Below are 22,882 nucleotides of genomic sequence, written 5' to 3' on the forward strand. Positions count from 1 at the left end.
GATGGTGGCGGCATAATCGAGGCGGAAATCCACTTAGCGAAACGCCCGAAACTGTTCAAACAAACCGAGCCACCTCTGATATGCTGCGTTATCCAGATTGCGGTATTGCGTAGCTGCTGGCGGATTGACGTCATCGGCTCGAACCGTCAACAGTGCGAGGATCATTCCATTTTCAGCCGCCAATGCGTTATAAATCATATAGACAAATGAGTTATAAGTGTCGTATCTCAATGTGTCAGGCGGTATTTTAAAGCCTTCGGTACTGAGTTCCCTCATGCTTTTGACGTAGATATCATCATTCACCTGCAGTGCCACTAGCGCCTCAGGCCGGTTGCCATAGTCGGTTGTGCATGTCTGTGGCAGTGTGACGCTAACAAAATCCTGACTCGCAGCGACCACGAGCTTGCCGTCCTCATTCTGCGTGGCGTCTACAGGCCCCCATTTTGCATCTATGGATTTCGAGTTATCAATAAAGACCAGGTGTGGCGGCATGTTGTCTGGCAGCTCCGCGCGCTCGTTCCACAGGCGGACAATGGGTTCGATGATTGCTTGGGTATGACTAGCATAATAGAATTCTAACTTGCCGTCCGCCCCGGAAGTGAGCTTGTAGCCAGTCTCTCCGTCGTCATAGTCCGCAAAACTTCCGTCGCTTTTTAAAACCGCAACTGAACGGGGCGAGAGGCTGACATAGACGTCCATTGACGCGCCGCCTGTGCCATCATTTGTTATGAGCTCGAACTTGATTGACCCATCCGTTGTTGTTGGTACATCTGCTGTTGAGACATCAGTTACTTTAAGTGGGGGACTAGTAAATTGAATAGTGTTTGCCATTGAATTAACCTCATGTTTTACAATGCGCATCAACAATGAATTTTAAAACGAAACGCAGCAACTGTTGGGAACGACATAATCTTTGACGGAGTTGCCAGTTGCGCTGAAAATTGATCGATACCGGAGACAATGCGCGCTGATCAAAAGCTGATCCAGCCGTCAGCAAACCGGCACGATGATTCCCGAAAAATCCGCTCTCCTGGGGCGTGCTATCTCGCCGTTCTCAATGCGTTTTGAAAATGGGGAAATAGAAAGCATATTCCCGAAAATAAATATAGATTGGATTCGTCCTTGATGAATATAATATTCATTATTAGATTTATTTAATATAATAAAAATTCAAATTATTCATTGAATTTTTATTTAAATATGAGAAAAAGCTAGAAACTGTATTATTTAAGAGAATTGAGATGTTAAATTATCGCCGCAGATTCAGTGTATATCATTTTTCTAAATTAAAAATACTTAATTTAAATCTCCGTTCAAGTGTGGCGCTCCCAAAGGCACTTATTTTGGCGGCCTTATTGTTCTCACCCGTCTTGCCAGCTCTTGGCCAGACAGTGGGTGGGCGAGGCGGGGAAGGGATTCGTAGCACCGGTCAACCTGGTGACGGTGGATCGCCTGGCCAGCCGGGAACCGATGGAGTGCAACCTTCGGGCTTTCTTGACGCCGGGGTGGGAGGTGGAGGTGGCGGTGCCGGAGGCGGCCTGGGCGGGCATGGTGCCGGAGGCGGGGGACGAGCGCAAGGCGGCGATGGCGGCCTGGGCGGAACGCATGACAAGGAGGATGGCGCTAACGGAGACGATTACACAACCCCCCTTACCGGCGGATTAGGGGGCAATGGCGGTGACGGACAGGATGCAAACATTACCCCCAATGGCGACGGTAGCGGGGGTGGCGGTGGTGCTGGTGGTTATGCCCTGATCATTGCTGGCAATAGTTCTGTTACAAACCATACGACGATTACGGGTGGTAATGGCGGTAACGGCGGCAACAGTGGTCACATTATCGGTAGTATTTTAGTGAACGCAGAGGGTATGGGCGGCGGTGGCTATGGCGGTGGCGGCGGCCTAGGCATCTGGATGAATGGTGACGGGATAACTGTCACGAACTCCGCTACAGGCGTGATTATTGGCGGAAACGGTGGCAAGGGCGGAACATCTTTTTCGGCTTCGTTATCGGCAGGAGTTGGCCGGAACACTGGCAATGGTGGTGACGGCGGCGCGGGTATTTATGGCGCAAGCGGTAATCCTTCTCAGGCTCGACCTGATTCAGCAGTTGTGAACCAGGCATCAGGGAGCATCACCGGTGGCGCGGGTGGTGAAGGAGGGGACACGGACCCGACCGTGATTCAAAATGGCCGATCAGCCATCGACGAAAATGGGGCCAATGGCGGCGTTGGTGGCGCAGGCGTCTTTGGTGTTGCTACGGTGACGAATGAACAGGGCGCGACCATTACTGGCGGTGCAGGTGGCAAGGCCGGTCGGGGGTCGCAATGGGTCATAAACGCTGCGGATATAAATACCGAAGCCAATGGTGGTGCCGGGGGCGCCGGGGTGGTTACGCTTTCAGTTGCGGGAGGGGCTCAGTCGAGCGTCGATAATTCCGGTGCGATCACGGGTGGCAAAGGTGGCAAGGGCGGAGATGCGCTGACACCGCTACTCGATACGCTCACCGTGAACCAGAGCGTTGGCGGCAGAGGTGGCGACGGTGTCAGGGGCGATAATACAACGATTACCAATACGGGCGTGATCGCGGGTGGTGATGGCGGCGATGGCGGCGCAACACTGGCGGGGACAACCGCGGGGCGCAACGGCGATGGCGGTGCCGGCGGTGACGGTATCAATGGCTCGAACCTGATGGTTGTGAATAGCGGCACCATTGAAGGAGGTAATGGTGGCGCTAAGGGAGCAAATGGTGCCGGCACTGCGGCGGACGGAAAAAATGGCTACGGCGTACACTTCACGAGCGGCACCAACACGCTGGAACTCCATAATGGTTCCACCATTATCGGAGGCGTTTTCGCCGACGCCGGAACGACCAATACGTTCATACTCGGTGGAGCTGCCGCTGGTACCTTCGACGGAATCCTGTCGACCAAAATAGATGGTTCAGGAACCTATCAAGGGTTCACTACCTTCGAAAAACGGGACACCAGCAACTGGACGCTGACGGCGGCCAGCGATGTGAGTTGGACCATCTATGGCGGCACCTTGACGATCGGCAATGGCGGCGGATTAGGCACCGCTGGCACCTCCGTCAATACCGGTCCAAGCGCCGCAGAAAAAGGCATCCTGGCTTTTGATAGCAATGGTTCAATAACGGTCGGCAGCACGATTACCGGCGGCGGTAAGGTCGTTCAGAAAGGGACGGGCACGGTTTCTCTGGGTTCAATCGCCAACACCTACACGGGCGGGACTGACCTGAACGACGGTATTATGTCGGTAGAACTTGATCAGGCTCTCGGCGACATAACCAGCGGTGTCACTTTTAACGGCGGAACATTGCGTATAGCGGGAACGGACAACGATACATCGAACCGTCAATTCGCGCTGAATTCTGCATTTGGCACATTCGATATTGATGATGCGGCCAATATCTTCACGCTCACAAACGATTTGGACGGCACCGGAGCGTTGAAAAAGACCGGCGCGGGAACGCTCGCTCTGACAGGCCTCAACGCATATACCGGCATGATCGCAATCGAAGAGGGCACGTTGCAGATTGGTGACGGTAGCACGGTGGGAGAACTCGGTGCAGTTTCGGATGTTACGGTTGCCAGTGGTGCATCGCTGGCTTTCAATCGAACCGACGATAATCTTGTTGTGAGCCAGACGATTAGCGGTGATGGCGGTGTTACACAGAAAGGCACGGGGAAAACGACGCTAACTGGCACCAACAACTACATTGGTGTAACTGACATCCAGGCGGGCGCGCTTCAGCTTGGCCAGAACACAACAGCCGGTAGTCTGGATCCTCAAAGCACCGTTAACATCGCCCAAGATGCAAAATTTATCATCAATCACAACGATGCCTCTTTTGATTTCACCAACATGATTCAAGGCGACGGCCAGGTGGTGATTGACGGCGACGGAACTGTCGTGCTCACCAATATGAGCAATACCTATACGGGCGGCACTGAACTCGAGAAGGGTGTCCTCAAGCTTTACTCTGATAGGGTCCTGGGCTCAGGTGACCTAATAATGAATGGTGGCACGCTGTTGCCGGATTCGGCTGTTGTGCTGGGCCACGATGTTCAGGTTTTGGGCATTGACAGTGTGTTCCAAACGAACACATTGAAGGACTTAACGCTTACGGGAAAACTGACGGGCGACGCAGGTACTGCTTTCACTAAAACAGGTAACGGTCGCCTGATCCTCAATCAAAGCGCCAATGCGTCGGGCTTTGCTGGTTCTGCCAACGTGAACGAAGGCGCCTTGGTGGTCAACAGCAACCAATTTGGTGGTAGTGTCATCGTCAACAGCGGTGGAACGCTGGCAGGCGCTGGCACAGTCGGCAATACGAATGTTGTGACTGGCGGAAAGCTGGCAGGTATGGTTGGCACAACGCTGACTATAAACGGCAATCTGACCGTCGATGCGAATAGCACCGTTGATGTCAATATTGGTGCAACAACTTTCAATCAGGAGATGTTCAACGTTACGGGCAACCTCACCCTTAACGGAAAACTCGACGTTAGTACCAGCGGGGGTGCGGCACCCGGTATCTATCGCATTTTTAATTATGATCCCAGTCAAACGAACGCCTATAGCACTTTCCAATTGGGTACAATTGATGGCGCCGCCGCCAATTCGGCCGACTGGAAGATTGAGGACACGAATCCCGGTCAGATCAATCTCGTCAATATGAAGGGCATGTCGTTTGTTGTTTGGGATGGTTCCAATACAAACGATGGTGGTGGAGTCCACGGCGGTGACGGAACCTGGAACATCGCGGACACCAATTGGAAAGATATTCAAAGCCTATCCGTCAATGACCCATGGGCTGACGGATCAGTCGCGGTCTTCAGAGCAGCCGCTGGAACAGTAACCATTGACGATCAAGCGGGTGGCGTAAATGCAGCGGGCTTGGTGTTTGAGACCGATAATTATCACATCAACGGTCGACCGCTCAATCTGGTTCAAGGAGTTAATGGAACGGCGCCGTTTATACAGGTCGGTGCGGGAAGCGATCCGACCGTTAAGGCCACAATCGACACCGTTTTGCAAGGAAGCGCGGGCTTGACCAAAACAGGCGTTGGCACGCTGATTCTGACGAAGGATGCGACATATAGTGGTACAACAACGGTAACCGCTGGCACTCTTCAATTGGGCAATGGTGGCCACGAGGGCGCGGTGAATACGGATGTCGAGTTGAATGGTAGTCTGCTTGCTGACACTGCGCTCGTATTCAATCGTTCGGATGGGTTTCATTTCCAGCATTCGATCAGTGGCAACGGTGAAGTTATCCAGCGCGGCACCGGGACCACAGTTTTCGATGCAAGCAATAGCTTTTCTGGTGGTCTGACTGTCGAGATTGGGACGGCGCAAGCCGGCATCGCGGACACTGCGTTCGGCGCAGGCCGTGTGGCCGTGGAAAAAGGTGCCACGCTCGATCTTGCTGGATTCAACCAAACCATCGGTGGTCTCGTCGGCAATAAAGACGACAAGGGTGACGGTGATATCCAGCTCGGTAGCGGAATCCTGACACTCAATCAGGACTTCAGCACCAATTTTTCCGGTAAGATTTCTGGTACAGGCGGTCTCGTAAAAAACGAGAACGGTACGTTGACGCTGTCGGGTACAAACAACTATTCCGGTGTTACCACTGTCAATGGCGGCTCGCTGGTGCAAGGCGCGAAAGATGCCTTCAGCGGTACATCAGCCTATGCCGTGGCCAACGGAGCGACACTCGATCTAGGCGGTTTTGCCACCGGCATGCGGTCACTGGAAAACGGCGGTACTGTTGATTTCGGCGGTACTGGTGGTACTGCGCTTAACATTGCTGGCGATTATGCTGGTGGCGGCACGCTTGTCATGAGCACCGTGCTGGGTGCGGATAACTCCACCACGGACCAGATGAAAGTCGGCGGCAATACTTCCGGAACGACATCGGTTGTGGTCAAGAACCGGGGAGGGCTTGGTGCCGCGACGGTAAATGGTATCGAACTGATCGATATCGCGGGGAACTCGGGCGGCACATTCAATCTTCAAGGTGATTACACGACCAAGGATGGGCAGCAGGCAATACTCACCTCCTCGGCATATGCCTATACCTTGCAGAAGGGCGATGCGAGCGGTTCAAACACCAACGATTGGTATCTTGTCAGCCAGTACACCAGAAACGATCCGGATGGCCCTAATCCGCCGGCTTGTGATGATCCGAATGGTTGTCCTGAGAATCCGAGCAATCCAAGTGGACCATCCCGGTTTAGTCCCGCCGCTCCGGTATATACGTCTTATGCTGCCAGCATGCAGGCACTGAACCAACTGCCAACATTGCAGCAGCGCCGCGGGGATCGTTACCTTAACAAGTCAGGATCACTTCGCGGCTCCTCGGAGGCTGGCGAGACGGATGATCGGGCCATTTGGGCACGTATCGAAGGAGCGCATAACCGTCTGGAGCCGAATACGACTGCCGGGCATGTGCAGCAGGATATCAATACTGTCATCATGCAGGCTGGTGTCGATGGGCAGTTCTATGAGGATGAGAGCGGTCGGTTGATCGCAGGCATTACCGGTCAATACGGCAATGGTCGTGCCAGAACGGCGAGCAATTTCGACGATGTCAACGGTGGTGGCGAGCTGAACACCCAAGGCTGGGGTCTCGGTGGAACCATTACCTGGTATGGCAATGACGGTTTCTATGTCGATGGACAGGCGCAGGCCAACTGGTACAAAACCGACCTTCGCTTTGGCGGCGGCAACAACGGGCTGACGAACGACAATAATGGTTTCGGTTATGCGTTAAGCGTGGAATCTGGAAAGCGTTTCGATATCGATGAAAATTGGTCGCTGACGCCGCAGGCTCAGCTGATGTTCTCATCGGTCGATTTCGATACGTTCTCGGATAGCTACGGCGCGACTGTCAGCAATCGTGACGGCAACAGCCTCAACGGTCGTCTCGGGCTTGCCGCCAACTACGCCAATAGCTGGCAGGGAGCGGATAGCCGCATGGTCAATGCCAATGTGTATGGCATCGCCAACCTCTATCAGGAGTTCCTCGGTGGAACGAGCATCAACTATGGCGGCACCCGGATGAAAGCCGACCGGGACCGTACATGGGCGGGCATTGGTTTCGGTGGCACCTATGCCTGGGCGGATAATAAATACTCCGTCTATGGCGAAGGCACCGTGAACACTTCGCTCAACCACTTTGCTGACAGCTATGCCGTCAAAGGAAACGTAGGTTTCAAGGTGAACTGGTAGGATCAGCATAACAAGAAGAGCCCCAACAGGCTCTTCTTGTCGCTCCATCTCGATGCTGACGCTGGGCTTGTGGTTTACTTCTTTTGCCATCGGGCGAGGAATGACGTCAGGTCGCAATGCATCGGACGGACAGGGCGTTGTCGGGGAATCGGTTATTGCGAGACCTTAGCAAAGGTTGCTCGGAAGCATTTCCGGTAAATCGGAAGGACTTGCAGGGAAAATCGGACGAGACTGCTTCCCATTCATTTTGGATAGGCAAAACATACCCTAAGCAAAAAAGAAGCGCCGGTTTGATTGTATCAAATCGGCGCTTTCGTTTTCAGAGCAAGAATTCCGCTCGCTTTGAAGCCTCGGTAGGTTGTCGCGTTTCGACCGAGGGACTGATGGAGCGTTTTAATTCGGAGTGGACAACCTCTACCGAACTCACAGCTGGAGTTCGTTCAGTGAAAGTCGGATCGCTTTAGCCGGTTTAACTCGTTCTTTGGCGCCTATCTTATCCGAAACAGTTTCGGACATTTCCGTCCGCGCTCTCGAAGTCAGTCGCCATTCGTCAGGCGGGGCGCGACTTTCTCGATCTCGCCGATCAGCTCCAAAAGATTGCGGCTGATATGACCATGCAGGGAGGCTGCCACTTCCGGGTATTCTTCCAGAATGCGCCGGAAGATTGAGCGGCTGATGCGGATCACTTCGGTTTCCGCTTCGGCAACCGCGCCGGTCAGGCGTGATGTCTGGGCGATGAGAGCCATCTCACCAAGCATCGCACCGGGGCCAACGGGGCGGATCGATATCCGCCCCTCATCAGCGTCGTGAAACAGGGTAATGTTGCCGGAAACGACGATATAGGCACAGTCCGCGCTCTGGCCTTCACGAAAAAGCTCGCGGCCCGCGCGCAGCACAAGCCGCTCGGCGCCGAAGGCAAGGAGGCGCAACTGTTCCGGAGTGAATGACTCGAACAGGCCCACCGTGCCCAGAATGCGAATATCGTCGTCTAGCGCCATAGAGTGTCAATACACCTGCATCGGGCGCTGTCCATCACGGGACAAGCTTGTATCCCCCGCTTTCTGTGACGAGAAGCGTCGCGTTGGATGGGTCCTTCTCGATTTTCTGGCGCAGACGGTAGACATGGGTTTCAAGCGTATGGGTCGTCACGCCTGAATTATAGCCCCAGACCTCCTCCAGCAGCACATCGCGACCGATGACCTTGTCGCCAGCGCGATAGAGATATTTGATGATCGCCGCTTCCTTTTCGGTGAGGCGAATCTTTGCACCCTTCTCGTCGATCAGCAGCTTCTGACCCGGCTTGAACGTATAGGCGCCGACCGTGAAGGTCGCGTCTTCGCTCTGTTCATGCTGGCGCAATTGCGCGCGGATGCGGGCAAGCAAAACGGCAAATTTGAACGGCTTGGTGACATAGTCGTTCGCGCCGGATTCGAGACCGAGGATCGTGTCCGATTCGGTGTCATGTCCGGTCAGCATGATGATCGGGGACTTGAAGCCGCCTTTGCGCAGAAGCTTGACAGCCTCGCGGCCATCCATGTCCGGCAGACCCACATCCATGATCAGAAGATCGACGATGCCATTGCGGGCCGTCTGAATGCCCTTGGTGGCGTTGTCTTCCTGCAGAATCTGGAATTCTTCACACAGCTCAAGCTGCTCGACGAGGATGGAGCGGAGATCTTCGTCGTCATCCACAATCAGAATTGTACGGCCTGTCATGCCTGTCCTCGTTACTCTTTGATTTAAATATGGCTCTTCGTGTTTTATGACACTTAATGGCCAGAAGTTGAAGCGGCGAAACGCGAATCAGGCTTTCGCACGCCTCAGGGGCGAAGTGTAAACATATTTTGCCCGAAAACTGAAAATGGAGACGGCAGCGTGACCAGATACCAAGGAGGCCGTGGGGTCGGCATCATCAATGTTCGGGCCAAGCCGGGCCACAAAACGCGTGGGCTGCTTACTGCTGGCAATCTGGTGCTGGAATGCGCGCTTGGCAAGGGCGGCATCAGCGCTTTCAAGCGCGAGGGCGATGGTGCAACGCCTCTGGCCGCCATGCGTCTGCTTTATGGTTATTGTCGCGGTGACAAGGGCAACCTGCCATCGTCACGGCTGCCTCTGCGCCAGATCCGCCGTCTGGATGGCTGGTGCGATGCGCCGGGCGACCGCAACTATAACCGGCCGGTGCCGCTGCCTTACAGGGCCAGTCACGAGGATATGTGGCGCAAGGACGAGCTTTACGATGTTTGCATCGTCATGGACTGGAACATCCTGCCGCGCCGCCGCGGCTGCGGCAGCGCCATTTTCTTCCACCTGGCGAGGCCGGGCTATACACCGACGGAGGGCTGTATCGCATTGAAGCGCGCCGACATGGCGCGCCTCTTGCCGCATCTATCGGACAGAACGGTCATTCGCGTCCTGCGATAGTTCCGATTTTCAGTGCGCCGGTGCGGGCACGATTTTCACCTCGTTGCCCTGCACGTCGTAGAGCTTTCCGCCGAGGAAATAGTCGCCGTCGTGCAGCTCTGCGATGTGGTGATGACGGATAATGCGCTCGGTGCCTTCCGAAAACACCGACATTTGATCGGAATTACCGGTCTTGAACTCATTGAACAGCAGGTTCAGCACGATGGCCATCAGCGCAGCCGAGCTGATGCCCGAATGGAAGATGGTTTCAAACCAGTCGGGAAACTGATGGTAGAACTGCGGTGCAGCGATCGGGATCATGCCGAAACCGATGGAAGTGGCCACGATGATCAGATTGACGTTGTTCTGATAATCGACCCTCGACAGCGTGCGGATGCCGCTGGCCGCGACCGTGCCGAAAAGTACGATGCCCGCACCGCCCAGAACCGCTGGCGGAACACAGGCAATCACGCGCCCCATCACCGGCAGCAGGCCGAGCGTGACAAGAATGAGACCGCCGGTCGCGACGACAAAGCGGCTTTTCACGCCCGTCACCGCCACCAGTCCGACATTCTGCGCAAAGGCGCTCTGCGTGAACGAGCCGACGATTGGGGCAAAAATGCTCGACGCCATATCGGCGCGCAACCCGTTGCCGAGCCTGCGGGAATCGACCTTGGTGCCGATGATTTCGCCCACGGCCAGAATATCCGCCGAGGTTTCCACCAGGGTCACCAGAATGACAATGAACATGGAAATGGTCGCAGCGATGCTGAATACGGGCATGCCGAAATGAAAGATTTCTGGAAAAGCCATGATCGGGCCTTCGCTGACGCGCGAAAAATCCGTCATGCCGAGCGCCCAGGCGATCAGCGTGCCGCACACCATGGCGAGCAGGATTGACAGGCGGGAAATGGTGGCACTGCCGATCTTGCTCAGGATAAGCACGAGCGCCAGTGTCAGTCCGGCCAGACCGATATTGGACATGCTGCCGAAATCGGGCGCATTGCTGTTGCCGCCCATCGCCCAGCGGGCCGCAACGGGCATCAGCGTCAGGCCGATGGTTGTGATGACGATGCCAGTCACGAGCGGTGGAAAGAAGCGCGTTATGCGTGAGAAAATCGGCGTTATCAAAAAGCCGATAAAGGCCGCCGCCATGACGGAGCCAAGCACGACTTGCAGGCCTGCTTCACCGCTGCCGCTGGACGTGACAATGGCCACCATTGTGGCGACACCGGCAAAGGAAACGCCCTGCACGAGCGGCAGCTGGCATCCGAAAAAGGGAATGCCGATGGTTTGCAGCACGGTGGCAACACCGCCGGCAAACAATGAGGCAGTGATGAGCAGACCCACTTCACTGGGGCTCAATCCTGCGGCCTGACCGATAATCAGGGGAACCGCAACAATGCCGCCATACATAGTCAGCACATGCTGAAAACCATAGGCAAGGTTTGCTGCAACCGACAGTTTTTCATCTTCAGGGCGCGAAACTGCATCCGCCCCGGACAGGTGCGTATTCAATGCTACTCCCTCCCGGCAGACGGGTTTAGACCAGTCTGCCCTCTCCGTTCTCCCTGCGCAATCGTGTTGTGGCTGTCCGAGTTGTGCCGCACACAAAAATACGCATGTCTCCTCCAAGACAGTCGTCAGAGTATAGCGGCACCCGTCCGCATGACTGTGCGTGTTTTGCTTGAAATTGTTTTCGACGCGGGAAGGCTAATGTCGTGGTTGGGTTTAGCAACCTGTCATTTTCATCGCTTCTTGCAGAACCGTGAAAACAGCGGGGTCTGTCGATTGCGCCACGTTGAAGCGCAGATAGGCGCTTGCCGTGCGTGACGGGCTGAATACATCGCCGGGCGCCATAACGACACCCTTGTCCAGCGCGTGCCTTGCAATGGTGCCGGAATCCATGCCGTCGGGCAAGCGCGCCCAGAGAAACATGCCGCCTTGCGGTTCGGCCCAGAGTTCCAGCCCTGCGGCTTTCAGGCGTTTGGCGGTCAGCGTCATGGCATCGGCAAGCTTGGCGCGCATGCCTTCGATGTGGCGGCGATAGGTGCCATCGGTCAAAAGCGCATGGACGATTTGCGCCGAGATCGAATTGCCGCCGAAGGTGGTGGCGAGCTTCAGATCGGTCAGGCCGTCGATCCAGTCACTGCGCCCGGCAATATAGCCGACACGCGCCGCAGCCGAGAGCGTCTTGGAAAAACTGCCAATGTGCAGCACGCGCTCGAACCCGTCGAGTTCCGCCAGTAGTGGTGCTGGCGACGGATGAAAATCGCCGAAAATATTGTCCTCGACGAGAATAATGTCGTGCGCTTCCGCGAGCTTCAGAAGGCGATGCGCGGTTGCGGGCGACATGACGCCGCCGGTCGGATTTTGCAGGCCCGCATTGGAAATATAGAGTTTCGGGGCGTGTTCGGTGGCAGCCTTGGCGAAGGTTTCGAGGTCCGGGCCGCTATGGGTATAGGGCACGCCGACCAGCTTGACGCGGTGGGTCAGCAGCACGGCCTGAAAGTTGAAATAGCACGGATCGTCCACCAGCACGGTGTCGCCCGGCTGGAGCAGAAAGCGGCAGATGAGATCAATGGCCTGCGTGCCGGAATCGGTCAGCAATATCTCGCTGCCGGAAATATCCATGCCCTGTTCCGCCAACCGGTGCGCGAGATGGCTGCGCAACGGGCGGAAACCGAGCGGTTCGCCATAGGTGGCGAGATCGCTGCGCTCGTCGCGGGCAATGGCGCGCAGCGCACGGCGGATGCCCTCAAGCGGCAGCCATTCATCCGGCAGCCAGCCGCAGCCGGGCTTCAATGTCTTGCCTTCGGTTTCCAGCGATTGGCGCATGACCCAGAACGGGTCGATCTGCCGGTCCTTGTGCGGCGTGGTGGTGGCCAGCGAAAACGGCTGGCGCGCTCGCTCTGACACATAGAAGCCAGCACCACGGCGCGAGTGGATGATGCCTTCTGCCACCAGCCGGTCATAGGCTTCGACGACGGTGGATTTGGAGACGTCCATGGTTTCGGCTAGGCGGCGGATCGATGGCAGGCGGGCGCCGGGCGCAAGGCTCATGGCCGCAATGCGTCCGCGTATAATGGACATGACTTTTTCGACGAGCGAGGTTTTTTCAGCCATGCCATTTTCATCACCGCGCGCGCTATCGACGCCCGCATAGGCGGCTTCCACGGCTTCGAGGCTGCGCAACAGGCCCGTCGATATCATCTGTACTCTCTTTCGTATCAGTACAGTTTGCCAGAATTGTCCGGTAACTGTCTCTGATTATTTCGGCAAGTTCGCGGCATTGTCCGCGAAATTCATAGACGATTTTGCTGAAAGCTGAAAAGACACAATGAGCGAGAATGTTGGGAACAACGGTATTGGCAACAAGACCGCCGGTTGGATGAATGGGTTTCTGGGCGTGCTGATTTTCTCAGGCTCGCTGCCTGCGACACGTCTTGCGGTCATCGATATCGACCCGACATTCCTGACCCTGGCGCGCGCGTCGATTGCCGGGCTGTTGGGCATGGCGCTGCTGCTGGCATTTCGCGAACCGCTTCCGCGCAAGAGCGATGTCATTTCGCTGATCGTGGTGGCGCTGGGCGTGGTGGTCGGCTTTCCGCTGCTCACGGGTATTGCGCTCCAACATATGACCTCGGCGCACGCGATTGTCTTTATCGGCCTGCTGCCGCTTTCGACGGCAGTGTTCGCTGTGCTGCGCGGCGGCGAGCGGCCGCGTCCGCTGTTCTGGCTGTTTTCGATCGTGGGTGGGGCTATTGTCGCGTCCTATGCTTACGGGCAGGGCAGCCAGTCCACGCTGCTCGGCGACGTGCTGATGCTGGGTGCCATCATTGTCTGCGGGCTTGGCTATGCGGAGGGGGCCAGCCTGTCGCGCAGGCTCGGCGGCTGGCAGGTCATTTGCTGGGCGCTGGTCTTCTCGCTGCCGATCATGCTGCCGCTGACCATTCTCATGCGTCCTGAAACATGGACAGGCATTGGCGCGATGGCATGGGGCGGGCTGGTCTATGTGTCGCTGTTTTCGATGCTGATCGGGTTTTTCTTCTGGTATCGCGGGCTGGCGCAGGGCGGGGCTGCGACGGTCGGACAGCTTCAGCTTCTGCAACCGTTTTTCGGTCTCATGCTGGCGGCAGGCATTGCGGGAGAGCCCGTCAGCATGGGCATGGTCGCGACAGCGGGCATCGTCGTGCTGTGCGTTGCGGGAGCGAAACGCTTCGCTTAAGCGGGTCTAAATGAATGCCCAGACGGTCGTGCGCTTGACTTCGGAATCTTCCAGCGCACGCGTCACGGGCACCGTATAGACCGCAAGCTGCTCCAGCCGATCCTTGGGCAAATAGGCGCGGCCCGGATCCCCAACGATGATTTGAGCGCCGCGTTTCGCCAATTTTGCGAACCATGGAATAAGCCGGTCGGCCAGCGGCTTTTCATAGAAGACATCGCCCGCCAGAACCACATCCCAGCCGTGATCGGCGCCGATGAGATCGTCAAGGCTGGCCGTCACTGCAACGCCATTGGCCTTGGCGTTGATATCAATTGCGGGAAGCGCGAAGGGATCAATATCCGAAGCGACGACGCTTTTCGCGCCCGCTTTCATGGCCGCGATGGCGACAAGACCGGAGCCGGATGCAAAATCCAGCACAGTCTTGCTACGCACGGCTTCCGGATGGTCGAGAATATAGCGCGCCACGCCCTGACCGCCCGCCCAGGCAAAGGCCCAGAAGGGCGGCGGCAGGCCGATTGTGGCCAGTTCTTCCTCTGTCTTGTGCCAGAGGTCGTGCGCTTCGTCAGCCAGATGCAGGCGGATTTCCGGCACATGCGGCGGTGCTTGCAGGCCGGTATTGGCCAGAATGAAGCTGCGCGTGCTGGTTTCCGCCGGATCGAGCATCAGATATCTTTGGCGTCGAGGCCGCCCATGCGGCAAACCTCAATCCATTCATCTTCCGTCACGGGCTGAACGGACAAGCGCATGGAGGTGACAAGCGCCATATTCTCAAGCTTCGGGTTCGCCTTGACATCCTTCAGGGTGACCGGCTTCGGCACATCGCGAACAGCCTTGATGTCCACGCAATCCCAGCGCGGGTCGTCGGTGGTGCTGTCAGGGTGCGAAAGCGCGCAAACCTCGACAATACCGACCACTTCCAGCCCTTCATTGGAATGGTAGAAAAAGCCTTTGTCACCGAGTTTCATGGCGCGCATGTTGTTGCGCGCCAGATAATTGCGCACGCCATCCCATTGCTCGCCTTTTTCACCACGGGCCTTTTGCATTTCCCATGACCATTTGAACGGTTCGGATTTGAACAGCCAGTAAGCCATTGTGCGTTCCTCGGTAAGCGACTCAGGCGTTGGCGGGATTTTTGAACGACCAGTTCCACGGGCGCACGGTCACGTCCTGAAACAGACCAGCCTTCGCATAGGGATCGTTGGCGCCGATGGCTGCTGCTGCCGCCTTGTCTTCGGCTTCGACAACGAGAAGGCTGCCATTTGGCTTGCCATCTTCGCCAAGGAAAGGACCGGCAAACTTCAGCACATCGCCAAGGCTCGTAAGGTATTCGAGATGCGTCGGGCGCGTGTCGAGGCGCACCTGCAGATGGTCGGGCTTGTCGTTGCAAAGAAGTGCAAAAAGCATCGTCTGGTCCTCTAGTCTTCGGTCTTGAGTGGTCGGTTGATAAGGTTGATCACAGCCTCGTCGATGGTGATCTTTCCGCTGAGCAAAGCGCCAACCGCATCGATGATGGGCGCGGAAATGCCGTGCTTGTCGCACAGTTCCGCAGCAATCGGCGCGGTCGCGACACCTTCGGCCAGAGGCCGGTTGGTCAGGTCTTCGCCGCGACCAAGCGCGAGGCCGTAGGAATAATTGCGCGATTGCGAGGATGAGCATGTCAGCATCAGATCGCCGAGGCCGGAAAGCCCCATAATGGTTTCCGGCTTTGCGCCCATGGCCTGACCGATACGGCGCAGTTCGGCAAAGCCGCGCGTCACAAGGGCTGCCTGCGCGCTCGCACCATAACCGCGCCCGACAGCGGCACCCGCCGCAATCGCCAGAACGTTTTTCAACGCACCTCCGATCTCGACACCTTTGAGATCGGTAGTCGAATAACAGCGGAAAGCAGGACCTGAAAGAAGTGCAGCCAGCTGGTCAGCGGTGTCGGCATCCTCGCAGGCAACCGTTACTGCCGTTGGCAGGCCACGCGCAACATCGGTGGCAAAGCTTGGGCCGGATAGGGCGGCGATGCGGTGGTTCGGCAAAACTTCCGCCACCACTTCCGACATCAGGCGTCCGGTGCCGCGCTCGATGCCCTTTGCGCACAAAACGACGGGCGCGGATTGCGGGATGAGGCTGTTCAGTTCGGAAAGGCCTGCGCGCATGGCCTGTGCCGGGATCACGGCCAGAACGGCGTCAGCACCGGTTACAACGTCCGAAGCGCTGGCGCTGGCGTGGATACCAGCGGGCAGTTCGATGTCACCCAGATAGCGCGGATTGCGCCGATCATTGTTGATGGCTGCGACAGTTTCCGCATCGCGGGCAAAGAGCCATGCTTCGTGGCCACTGGTCGCTGCCATGGCGGCAAGCGCCGTGCCCCATGCGCCGCCACCGAGAACGGCGATCTTCGTGCGAGCACTCATGCCTTGGCTCCACGCCGTCCCGTGCCGATCAGCGGCGCGGATTTTTCATCGAGCGGCCAGCGCGAGCGCGGCGCGATGGCAAGCGAATCCGGAGACTTGGTCGCGGCATGTTCTGCCCCGGCCCAGGCGATCATGGCTGCATTGTCGGTGCAGAGATTGAGCGGCGGCGCGATGAAGCTGAAGCCGTGTTTGGCGCAAAGCTGTTCCAGCGACGCCCGCAGGGTCTTGTTGGCGGCGACGCCGCCCGCAACCACCAGCGAAGGCGTTGCACAGTCGGGAAACTCTGTCTTGAACCGTTCAAGCGAACGCCCGACCCGGTCTGACAGCGTGTCCGCCACGGCTGCCTGAAACGAGGCGCAAATATCCGCAACATCCTGATCGCTAAGCGGCACCAGTTCGCTTGCTGTCTGGCGCACGGCGGTCTTGAGGCCCGAGAAGGAAAAATCGAGCCGCGCTTCGCCTTTCAGCGGGCGGGGCAGGGCAAAGCGTTTCGGATCCCCCTGAAGCGCCATGCGCTCAACCGCCGGGCCGCCGGGATAAGGCAGGCCCAGAAGCTTTGCCGTCTTGTCGAAGGCTTCGCCCAGCGCGTCGTCTATCGTGGTACCGAGACGCTCATAATCATTGAGCCCGCGCACCAGCACCATCTGCGTGTGACCGCCGGAAACCAGCAGCAGCAGATAGGGAAATTCGAGCTTGTCGGTCAGCCGCGCCGTCAAAGCGTGGCCTTCCAGATGGTTCACAGCATAGAACGGCTTTTGCGCGGCCATAGCGAGCGCCTTTGCCGTCATCAGGCCGACGATCAGCCCGCCGATGAGGCCGGGACCGGCAGTGGCCGCCACGGCATCCACCTCGTCGAGTTGCATATCCGCATCCTGCAAGGCGCGCGCGACCAGCCGATCCAGCGCCTCGACATGGGCGCGCGCGGCAATTTCCGGCACGACGCCGCCATAAGGCTCATGTTCGGCGATCTGGCTCAGAACCACATTGGACAAAATACGGCCTTCGCCCTTATCGTTGCGTTCAACGATAGCGGCGGCTGTTTCGTCGCAACTGGTTTCTATTCCAAGAATGCGCATTTGCGGTTAGACCCTGCCAGTCTCATATTTCTGATACGTCAAGCAACCCGGTACCATGGACGACGCGATATGCAAACAGCATCCTTGAAGATTGGCCCATTGAAGATTGGTACGCGCGGTAGCAAGCTGGCTTTGGCGCAGGCGCACGAGACGCGTCGCCGCCTGATGCAAGCGCATGGTCTGTCGGAAGACGCGATTGAAATCCTGCCCATGTCCACGGCGGGCGACCGCATTCAGGATCGCCCTTTGTCGGAAGTCGGCGGCAAGGGGCTTTTCACCGAGGAAATCGAACAGGCGCTGAAGGATGGCACAATCGATATTGCCGTCCATTCGACCAAGGATATGCCGACCGTTCTGCCCGAGGGGCTGCATCTTTCCGTCTTTCTTGAGCGCGAGGACCCGCGCGATGCTTTCATCGGCCGCACCGCCGGGCGATTCATGGATTTGCCGCAGGGGGCAATCGTCGGTTCGTCGTCGCTGCGCCGTCAGGCGTTGATCCGGCGTTTGCGCCCGGACATTCAGGTGGTGATGTATCGCGGCAATGTCGATACCCGTCTGCGAAAACTTGAAGCGGGCGAAGTGGACGGCACCTTTCTGGCTTGCGCCGGGCTCCGGCGTCTCGGTCTCGATGCGGCGATCACCGAACTGGTCGATCCGCTTGCCTTCCCACCGGCACCGGGACAAGGCGCCATTGGCATTGAAAGCCGCATCGGCGATACGCGCATCGATGCGCTGCTGGCACCGCTGGCGCATCGCGATACGCAAGTGGCGCTTGCCTGCGAACGCGCATTTCTGGGTGCGCTTGACGGCTCCTGCCGCACGCCGATTGCCGGTCTGGCGACGGTGGACGGCGACAACGTGCATTTCCACGGCATGATCCTGACGCCGGATGGCGCGCAAGCGCATGACGTGACGCTGGACGGCACGGCAGCGAACGCGGCTGCAATCGGCGTCGAAGCCGCCAGAACTGTACGTGCGGCTGCGGGTCCGCATTTCTTCACGGATTGGGACTGACATTGAACGGGCCGGGCGAAGCGAAAGCAGGCAGACGGGTTCTGGTCACACGACCGGAACCGGCAGCCTCGCAGACGGCATCCCGGCTTTTGCAAGCGGGTTTCGAGCCGGTGTTGTTGCCGCTCAGCCGCACGGTTTCGCTGGCGTTCTCGATACCGGGCATTCCGTTTGCAGCGCTGACAGTGACAAGCGCCAATGCTTTCCGCCATGTCGAGCGCGCCGTTCTGCCGTTACATCTGCCGCTTTTCGCGGTCGGTGAAGGCACGGCGCAGGCCGCGCGTGAGGCCGGTTTCGGCCAGGTGATCGAAGGCGGTGGCGATGCCGTCCGGCTTGCCGAAACGATGCGTCAGGCTCTGCCTGCGGGTGCGCGGGTTCTTTATCTCGCCGGGCGCGTGCGTCAGCCGGTCTTTGAAGAGCGCGTGGCGGCAGCCGGTCTCGATATGACGGTGTGTGATGTCTATGATATCGAAACCATCGACTATTCCCGCAGCGAACTTGAGCGCCTGTTGGGCCCCCAGCGGCTTGCGGCGGTGATGCTTTATTCCGGCGTTGCTGCGGAAGCATTCGTGGCGGCGATGGACAGGATCGACCCGCCTTTTAACGATAAGACCCGTTTTTTGTGCATATCGACGCGCGTGGCCGAAAAACTGCCATCGAACTGGCAGAGACATGCGCTGGTGGCGGAACAGCCGGATGAGACAGGACTTTTCCGACTGTTTCCCAAACTTTGACTCTTTTAGACGCAACCTTCCTGCGACAGAAGATTTTATCTGTTAGAGTCACACCGAGTTACCGGCAGGCAATCGACGATTACGAGAGGACCCATGGCGAAATCCGGCACCCCGCGACATTCCAAACCGGCCCGCAATCCCGTGACGATCAATCTCGATCCGTCTGATGTAAAGCGTGTCGACGAACAAGCGGGAGCCAGGACGACACCGCCCGCCGAACCGGTCGGGAACTTTGCTCAGGCAACGACCGCCAAGCCCGCTGAAACGAAAGCCGAGCCGAAACCGGCTGCAAATGCCGCAAGGCCGCCCTTCACCGCTGGCGTAAAACCGGAAACGGAAAAGCCGGGCACGAGTTCGGGCACATCTTCAACCGTGCCGCCCGTCGGCAACTCCAGCCCGAAGCAAAGCACCGGCGCGTCGCATCTTCTGGCGGGTATTGCCGGTGGCGTCATCGCGCTTGGTGGCATGTTTGCGCTGCAATGGGGCAATGTCATTCCGTCGCCCGGCGCGCGCGTGACCGCCGAGCAACTGGCCGCGATGGAGCAGCAGATCTCAGAACTGCGCACCAACCCGACGCCCGCACCGCTCGACGCTGCGAGCCGCACGCAATTTGCCGATTTGCAGAAGAATGTTCAGGCCGCCGAAATCAAGGCTGAAGCGGTCGCAGGCACGCTGACGCAATTGCAGCAGCAGGTCGAGACATTGCCGCAGGGGAGTGCAGGCGCTGCTTCGGGTGACATTGAAGCGCTGACCGGGCGCCTCGACGCGCTGGAATCGAAATTGTCGGCGGCCCAGAATCAGGCGGATCAGGCTGCAGCCGGTGTTTCCGGTAATACCGGCACGATTTCTTCGCTGGAATCGAAGCTGACCTCCTTGCAGGCAACGGTCGGCGAAGCCGCCCGCCAGCCGGATGCAACAGCGCTGATTGCCGCCAATGCGCTGAAAACGGCCATCGATCGCGGCGGTTCGTTCAAATCCGAGCTTGAAACCTATGCGTCGCTGGCGCCACAGGATAGTTCGGTCGAGGGCCTCAAGGCCTTTGCCAATACGGGCGTGCCGACCGTGGCGGACCTCAATGCCTGGTTTGGTCCCGTCGCCAATCGTATTGTCGCCACCGAAAACAAGCTGCCCGCCGATGCGGGCGTTTGGGATCAACTCGTTGCCAGCGCCAAGGGGCTGGTGAGTGTTCGGCCCGTCGCAGGCAATGTGGAAGGCGAAGGTGTCGGACCCACGACCGCACGTATGGAAGCAGCGCTTCATGCAGGCGATCTGGAGCGCGCCATCGGTGAATGGGAAAAACTCCCTGCCGATGCGAAAGCGGTGTCCGGAGAATTTGCGAACCAGATGAAAGTGCGGCGCGACGCCGACGCGCTGATCCAGCGTCTGGTTGCTGACAGCCTCAAGCCGAAAGCACCGGCAGAAGCGGGTGCCGCGGCACCGGCGGGCAATTAAGGGGGCGGGCCGATGCTGCGTGTTTTATTCTATCTGCTGATCGTTGTGGCCCTTGGTTTCGGCTTTGCCTGGCTGGCTGACCGTCCGGGCGAGCTGGATGTTGTTTTTGCAGGCAACCATTATAATGTGCCGCTGATTACGGCAGTCGCCGGTATTGTGGCTATCGTGGCGGCGATCCTGCTTTTGTGGTGGCTGGTGAAAAGCATCATCCAGTCGCCCTACACGCTGCGCCGCCATTTTCGCGCCCGCAAGCGCGACCGTGGATATCAGTCGCTTTCGACTGGTCTGATCGCTGCCGGTGCGGGCGATGCGGAAGCTGCGCGCCGCATGACCAAGCAGGCGGGCAAGCTGCTGAATTCCGATCAGGAGCCGCTCATCAAACTTCTGGAAGCGCAGACGGCGATGCTTGAAGGTCGCACGGACGATGCCCGCAAGGGCTTCGAGGCGATGTTGGAAGACCCCGAAACCAAGCTTTTGGGCCTACGCGGGCTTTATATCGAAGCGCAGCGCGTCGGCGCAATCGAGGCGTCCCGTCATTATGCTTCGGAAGCTGCCAAGCAGGCGCCGCAGCTCGAATGGGCGTCATCGGCAATGATGGGCCAATTCTGCGCCGACGGCGATTGGGATGGCGCATTGAAACTGGTCGAGGCGCGCAAACAGGCGCTGGCGCACAGCAAGGATACGGTGAAGAAGGAACGCGCAGCGTTGTTGACCGCCAAGGCCATGGCAACGCTGAATGTCGATCACGCTCATGCCAAGACTATTGCGCTGGAGGCAAACAAGCTTGCGCCCGATCTGGTGCCTGCCGCTGTCGTGGCTGCGCAGGCGCTGTTCACCGATGGCGATGTGCGCAAGGGTTCCAGGATTCTGGAGGCGGCATGGAAGCGTTCCCCGCATCCCGATATCGCTTCCGCTTATGTCTATGCCCGCGCAGGCGACACGGCGCAGGATCGTCTGAAACGCGCGCGGCATCTGGTGTCGCTGCGTTCCAACACTGCGGAAGGCAGTCTCGTTCTGGCGCGCGCGGCCTATGAGGCTGGAGATTTCAAGGCAGCCCGCGACAATGCCGAACAGGTGTTGCGGGCACGCCCGACCGAAAGCGCCTATCTGCTGCTGGCCGATATCGAGGAAGCCGAAACCGGCGATCAGGGCAAGGTGCGTCAGTGGCTCGCGAGAGCGCTCAAGGCGCCACGCGATCCGGCCTGGACTGCCGATGGTTATGTTTCCGAGCGCTGGTCGCCAGTTTCGCCGGTTACCGGCAGGCTGAACAGCTTTGAATGGAAAGTCCCGGTTGTCGAACTTGCGCCGGTTGTTGAGGCCGAAGAGCCGGAAATCAAAGGGCCTGTCCCGGATGTTAAACCGGCAGTGCCCGTGGTGGTGACGCCGCCGCTTCGCGACGCACCTCCGAAAGCTGCGCCGCAGCTTGATGTGGTGGAGGCCGAAGTGGTTGTGCCCGCCGCCGAGCCCGTGAAAGACGATCCGCCTGCGCCAGTTCTGAAGCGCGATGAAACTCCGCAACCGCCGCTTGATGGAACCTCGTTCGATGACGTCGAAGACGGAGAGGACAAGCGCGGTCATTTCGTGGTCGATGATCCGGGTGTGGATCAAAACAGCACACCGCGCAAGGTGCAGGGTGGTTTACGGCTGTTCTAAGCCAGTTCCACTTGAATAAAGCGTTGCTTAAAAACAACGCTGGCGACGTCATCTGCGTCGAACCGTCTTTCATGACGGTTTGTCGCGTTGCCTGCCGTATTTCCCCCGTTAGGTTCGCAAATATGCAGGTCGGCGTTTCCCTGGTGAGGCGCTTGAGCGTTAATGTGTCTCGCGAGGGTGAATGTTCGATCGTCTGTTGGAATTTTTGAAAGAACTGCCCGGCAACGGTTTTCGTGACCGCACGGGAAATATTTCCAACGATGATCCGAAACTTGCCGCCGCTGCCCTTTTGTTTCACATCATGGATGTCGACGGAGAAACACGCGAGAGCGAGCGCAAGAAGCTCGCCGCGATGCTGTCGCTGAAATATAATCTCAAGGGCGATGCGCTGAAGAAGCTCATCAAGGCCGCCGAGGCTGCCGATAGCGAAGCGATCGATTTTTCAAGCTTTACATCCGTTCTCAAGCGTCAGCTGGACTATAATGCGCGGCTCGATTTCGTGGGTCTGATGTGGGAAATGGTCTATGCCGATGGCGATGTCAGCGAAGTGGAAGCGGACGTGACATGGCGCATCGCCGAGCTTATCGGCATCCGCGAGGATGACCGCAATGCCCTACAGGCGCGGGTACAGATAGAAAAGGCGAGCCGTAGCTCGCCCTTTTGATCA

General features: G+C 58.0%; 18 protein-coding genes. 8 read left to right on the forward strand and 10 right to left on the reverse strand.

The window, feature by feature from the left end:
- Positions 1-33: 33 nt before the first annotated feature.
- On the reverse strand, positions 34-831 hold the full coding sequence (locus tag HWD97_RS20320; RefSeq protein ID WP_371835483.1) for a hypothetical protein: 798 nt from the start codon (positions 829-831) through the stop codon (positions 34-36).
- Positions 832-1,241: 410 nt separating this feature from the next.
- On the opposite strand from HWD97_RS20320, the gene HWD97_RS20325 reads away from it, so the two are divergent.
- Positions 1,242-7,259 (forward strand): autotransporter outer membrane beta-barrel domain-containing protein, encoded by a 6,018-nt coding sequence (locus tag HWD97_RS20325; RefSeq protein WP_371835484.1) that lies wholly within the window; start codon positions 1,242-1,244, stop codon positions 7,257-7,259.
- A gap of 536 nt (positions 7,260-7,795) precedes the next feature.
- Here the strand turns inward: HWD97_RS20325 and HWD97_RS20330 are convergent.
- A complete protein-coding gene (locus tag HWD97_RS20330) occupies positions 7,796-8,257 on the reverse strand; it encodes a cyclic nucleotide-binding domain-containing protein (RefSeq protein ID WP_109369936.1) in 462 nt (153 codons plus the stop codon).
- Positions 8,258-8,291: 34 nt separating this feature from the next.
- Positions 8,292-8,975: a response regulator transcription factor gene (locus tag HWD97_RS20335; protein ID WP_078337540.1), complete on the reverse strand. Its 684-nt coding sequence runs from the start codon at positions 8,973-8,975 to the stop codon at positions 8,292-8,294.
- Between the two features lie 159 nt (positions 8,976-9,134).
- Here HWD97_RS20335 and HWD97_RS20340 point away from each other — a divergent pair, with 159 nt between their 5' ends.
- Positions 9,135-9,680, forward strand: coding sequence for a L,D-transpeptidase (locus tag HWD97_RS20340; RefSeq protein WP_109369935.1), 546 nt, complete (start codon positions 9,135-9,137; stop codon positions 9,678-9,680).
- 9 nt (positions 9,681-9,689) lie between these two features.
- Here HWD97_RS20340 and HWD97_RS20345 read toward each other — a convergent pair whose 3' ends face one another.
- Positions 9,690-11,177 (reverse strand): nucleobase:cation symporter-2 family protein, encoded by a 1,488-nt coding sequence (locus HWD97_RS20345; protein ID WP_109369934.1) that lies wholly within the window; start codon positions 11,175-11,177, stop codon positions 9,690-9,692.
- A 213-nt stretch (positions 11,178-11,390) separates the two neighbouring features.
- Positions 11,391-12,872: a PLP-dependent aminotransferase family protein gene (locus HWD97_RS20350; protein WP_371835485.1), complete on the reverse strand. Its 1,482-nt coding sequence runs from the start codon at positions 12,870-12,872 to the stop codon at positions 11,391-11,393.
- 127 nt (positions 12,873-12,999) lie between these two features.
- Here HWD97_RS20350 and HWD97_RS20355 point away from each other — a divergent pair, with 127 nt between their 5' ends.
- Positions 13,000-13,887 carry a DMT family transporter gene (locus tag HWD97_RS20355; protein ID WP_109369932.1) on the forward strand — a complete coding sequence of 296 codons (888 nt, stop codon included), beginning with the start codon at positions 13,000-13,002 and terminating at the stop codon, positions 13,885-13,887.
- Positions 13,888-13,893: 6 nt separating this feature from the next.
- Here HWD97_RS20355 and HWD97_RS20360 read toward each other — a convergent pair whose 3' ends face one another.
- From HWD97_RS20360 to tsaD, 5 genes are read right to left on the reverse strand one after another with little or no spacing between them, the layout of a single operon-like run.
- Entirely contained in the window at positions 13,894-14,550 is a 657-nt protein-coding gene (locus HWD97_RS20360) for a methyltransferase (protein ID WP_109369931.1), read from the reverse strand.
- The gene (locus HWD97_RS20365) at positions 14,550-14,978 is read right to left on the reverse strand and encodes an EVE domain-containing protein (RefSeq protein ID WP_109369930.1); all 429 of its coding nucleotides are present in this window, start codon (positions 14,976-14,978) and stop codon (positions 14,550-14,552) included. The genes HWD97_RS20360 and HWD97_RS20365 overlap by 1 nt, the downstream gene beginning before the upstream one ends.
- Positions 14,979-15,000: 22 nt before the next feature.
- Complete coding sequence (locus tag HWD97_RS20370) at positions 15,001-15,291, reverse strand: YciI-like protein (protein WP_109369929.1); 291 nt, start codon at positions 15,289-15,291, stop codon at positions 15,001-15,003.
- Positions 15,292-15,302: 11 nt separating this feature from the next.
- Positions 15,303-16,289, reverse strand: coding sequence for an NAD(P)H-dependent glycerol-3-phosphate dehydrogenase (locus tag HWD97_RS20375; protein ID WP_109369928.1), 987 nt, complete (start codon positions 16,287-16,289; stop codon positions 15,303-15,305).
- Positions 16,286-17,365 (reverse strand): tRNA (adenosine(37)-N6)-threonylcarbamoyltransferase complex transferase subunit TsaD, encoded by a 1,080-nt coding sequence (gene tsaD / locus HWD97_RS20380; RefSeq protein WP_371835486.1) that lies wholly within the window; start codon positions 17,363-17,365, stop codon positions 16,286-16,288. Before tsaD ends, HWD97_RS20375 begins: the two co-directional genes overlap by 4 nt.
- 69 nt (positions 17,366-17,434) lie before the next feature.
- On the opposite strand from tsaD, the gene hemC reads away from it, so the two are divergent.
- From hemC to HWD97_RS20405, 5 genes are all read left to right on the forward strand, one after another.
- Entirely contained in the window at positions 17,435-18,379 is a 945-nt protein-coding gene (hemC, locus tag HWD97_RS20385; RefSeq protein WP_109369926.1) for a hydroxymethylbilane synthase, read from the forward strand.
- A 2-nt stretch (positions 18,380-18,381) separates the two neighbouring features.
- Positions 18,382-19,110 (forward strand): uroporphyrinogen-III synthase, encoded by a 729-nt coding sequence (locus tag HWD97_RS20390; protein ID WP_371835487.1) that lies wholly within the window; start codon positions 18,382-18,384, stop codon positions 19,108-19,110.
- Positions 19,111-19,203: 93 nt separating this feature from the next.
- Positions 19,204-20,562: a COG4223 family protein gene (locus HWD97_RS20395; RefSeq protein WP_171317141.1), complete on the forward strand. Its 1,359-nt coding sequence runs from the start codon at positions 19,204-19,206 to the stop codon at positions 20,560-20,562.
- A gap of 12 nt (positions 20,563-20,574) precedes the next feature.
- A complete protein-coding gene (locus HWD97_RS20400; protein ID WP_109369923.1) occupies positions 20,575-22,215 on the forward strand; it encodes a heme biosynthesis protein HemY in 1,641 nt (546 codons plus the stop codon).
- 181 nt (positions 22,216-22,396) lie between these two features.
- Complete coding sequence (locus HWD97_RS20405; protein WP_109369922.1) at positions 22,397-22,879, forward strand: TerB family tellurite resistance protein; 483 nt, start codon at positions 22,397-22,399, stop codon at positions 22,877-22,879.
- Positions 22,880-22,882: the final 3 nt, after the last annotated feature.

The organism is Ochrobactrum sp. C6C9 (assembly GCF_022627935.1).
GTDB classification, from domain to species: Bacteria; Pseudomonadota; Alphaproteobacteria; order Rhizobiales; family Rhizobiaceae; genus Brucella; species Brucella teleogrylli.

Bases quoted from the DNA above. Each gene is read 5' to 3' on its own strand.
- HWD97_RS20320 (WP_371835483.1), bottom strand. From the start codon at position 831: ATGGCAAACACTATTCAATTTACTAGTCCCCCACTTAAAGTAACTGAT.
- HWD97_RS20325 (WP_371835484.1), top strand. From the start codon at position 1,242: ATGTTAAATTATCGCCGCAGATTCAGTGTATATCATTTTTCTAAATTA.
- HWD97_RS20330 (WP_109369936.1), bottom strand. From the start codon at position 8,257: ATGGCGCTAGACGACGATATTCGCATTCTGGGCACGGTGGGCCTGTTC.
- HWD97_RS20335 (WP_078337540.1), bottom strand. From the start codon at position 8,975: ATGACAGGCCGTACAATTCTGATTGTGGATGACGACGAAGATCTCCGC.
- HWD97_RS20350 (WP_371835485.1), bottom strand. From the start codon at position 12,872: ATGATATCGACGGGCCTGTTGCGCAGCCTCGAAGCCGTGGAAGCCGCC.
- HWD97_RS20355 (WP_109369932.1), top strand. From the start codon at position 13,000: ATGAGCGAGAATGTTGGGAACAACGGTATTGGCAACAAGACCGCCGGT.
- HWD97_RS20360 (WP_109369931.1), bottom strand. From the start codon at position 14,550: ATGCTCGATCCGGCGGAAACCAGCACGCGCAGCTTCATTCTGGCCAAT.
- HWD97_RS20365 (WP_109369930.1), bottom strand. From the start codon at position 14,978: ATGGCTTACTGGCTGTTCAAATCCGAACCGTTCAAATGGTCATGGGAA.
- HWD97_RS20370 (WP_109369929.1), bottom strand. From the start codon at position 15,291: ATGCTTTTTGCACTTCTTTGCAACGACAAGCCCGACCATCTGCAGGTG.
- HWD97_RS20375 (WP_109369928.1), bottom strand. From the start codon at position 16,289: ATGAGTGCTCGCACGAAGATCGCCGTTCTCGGTGGCGGCGCATGGGGC.
- tsaD (WP_371835486.1), bottom strand. From the start codon at position 17,365: ATGCGCATTCTTGGAATAGAAACCAGTTGCGACGAAACAGCCGCCGCT.
- hemC (WP_109369926.1), top strand. From the start codon at position 17,435: ATGCAAACAGCATCCTTGAAGATTGGCCCATTGAAGATTGGTACGCGC.
- HWD97_RS20395 (WP_171317141.1), top strand. From the start codon at position 19,204: ATGGCGAAATCCGGCACCCCGCGACATTCCAAACCGGCCCGCAATCCC.
- HWD97_RS20400 (WP_109369923.1), top strand. From the start codon at position 20,575: ATGCTGCGTGTTTTATTCTATCTGCTGATCGTTGTGGCCCTTGGTTTC.
- HWD97_RS20405 (WP_109369922.1), top strand. From the start codon at position 22,397: ATGTTCGATCGTCTGTTGGAATTTTTGAAAGAACTGCCCGGCAACGGT.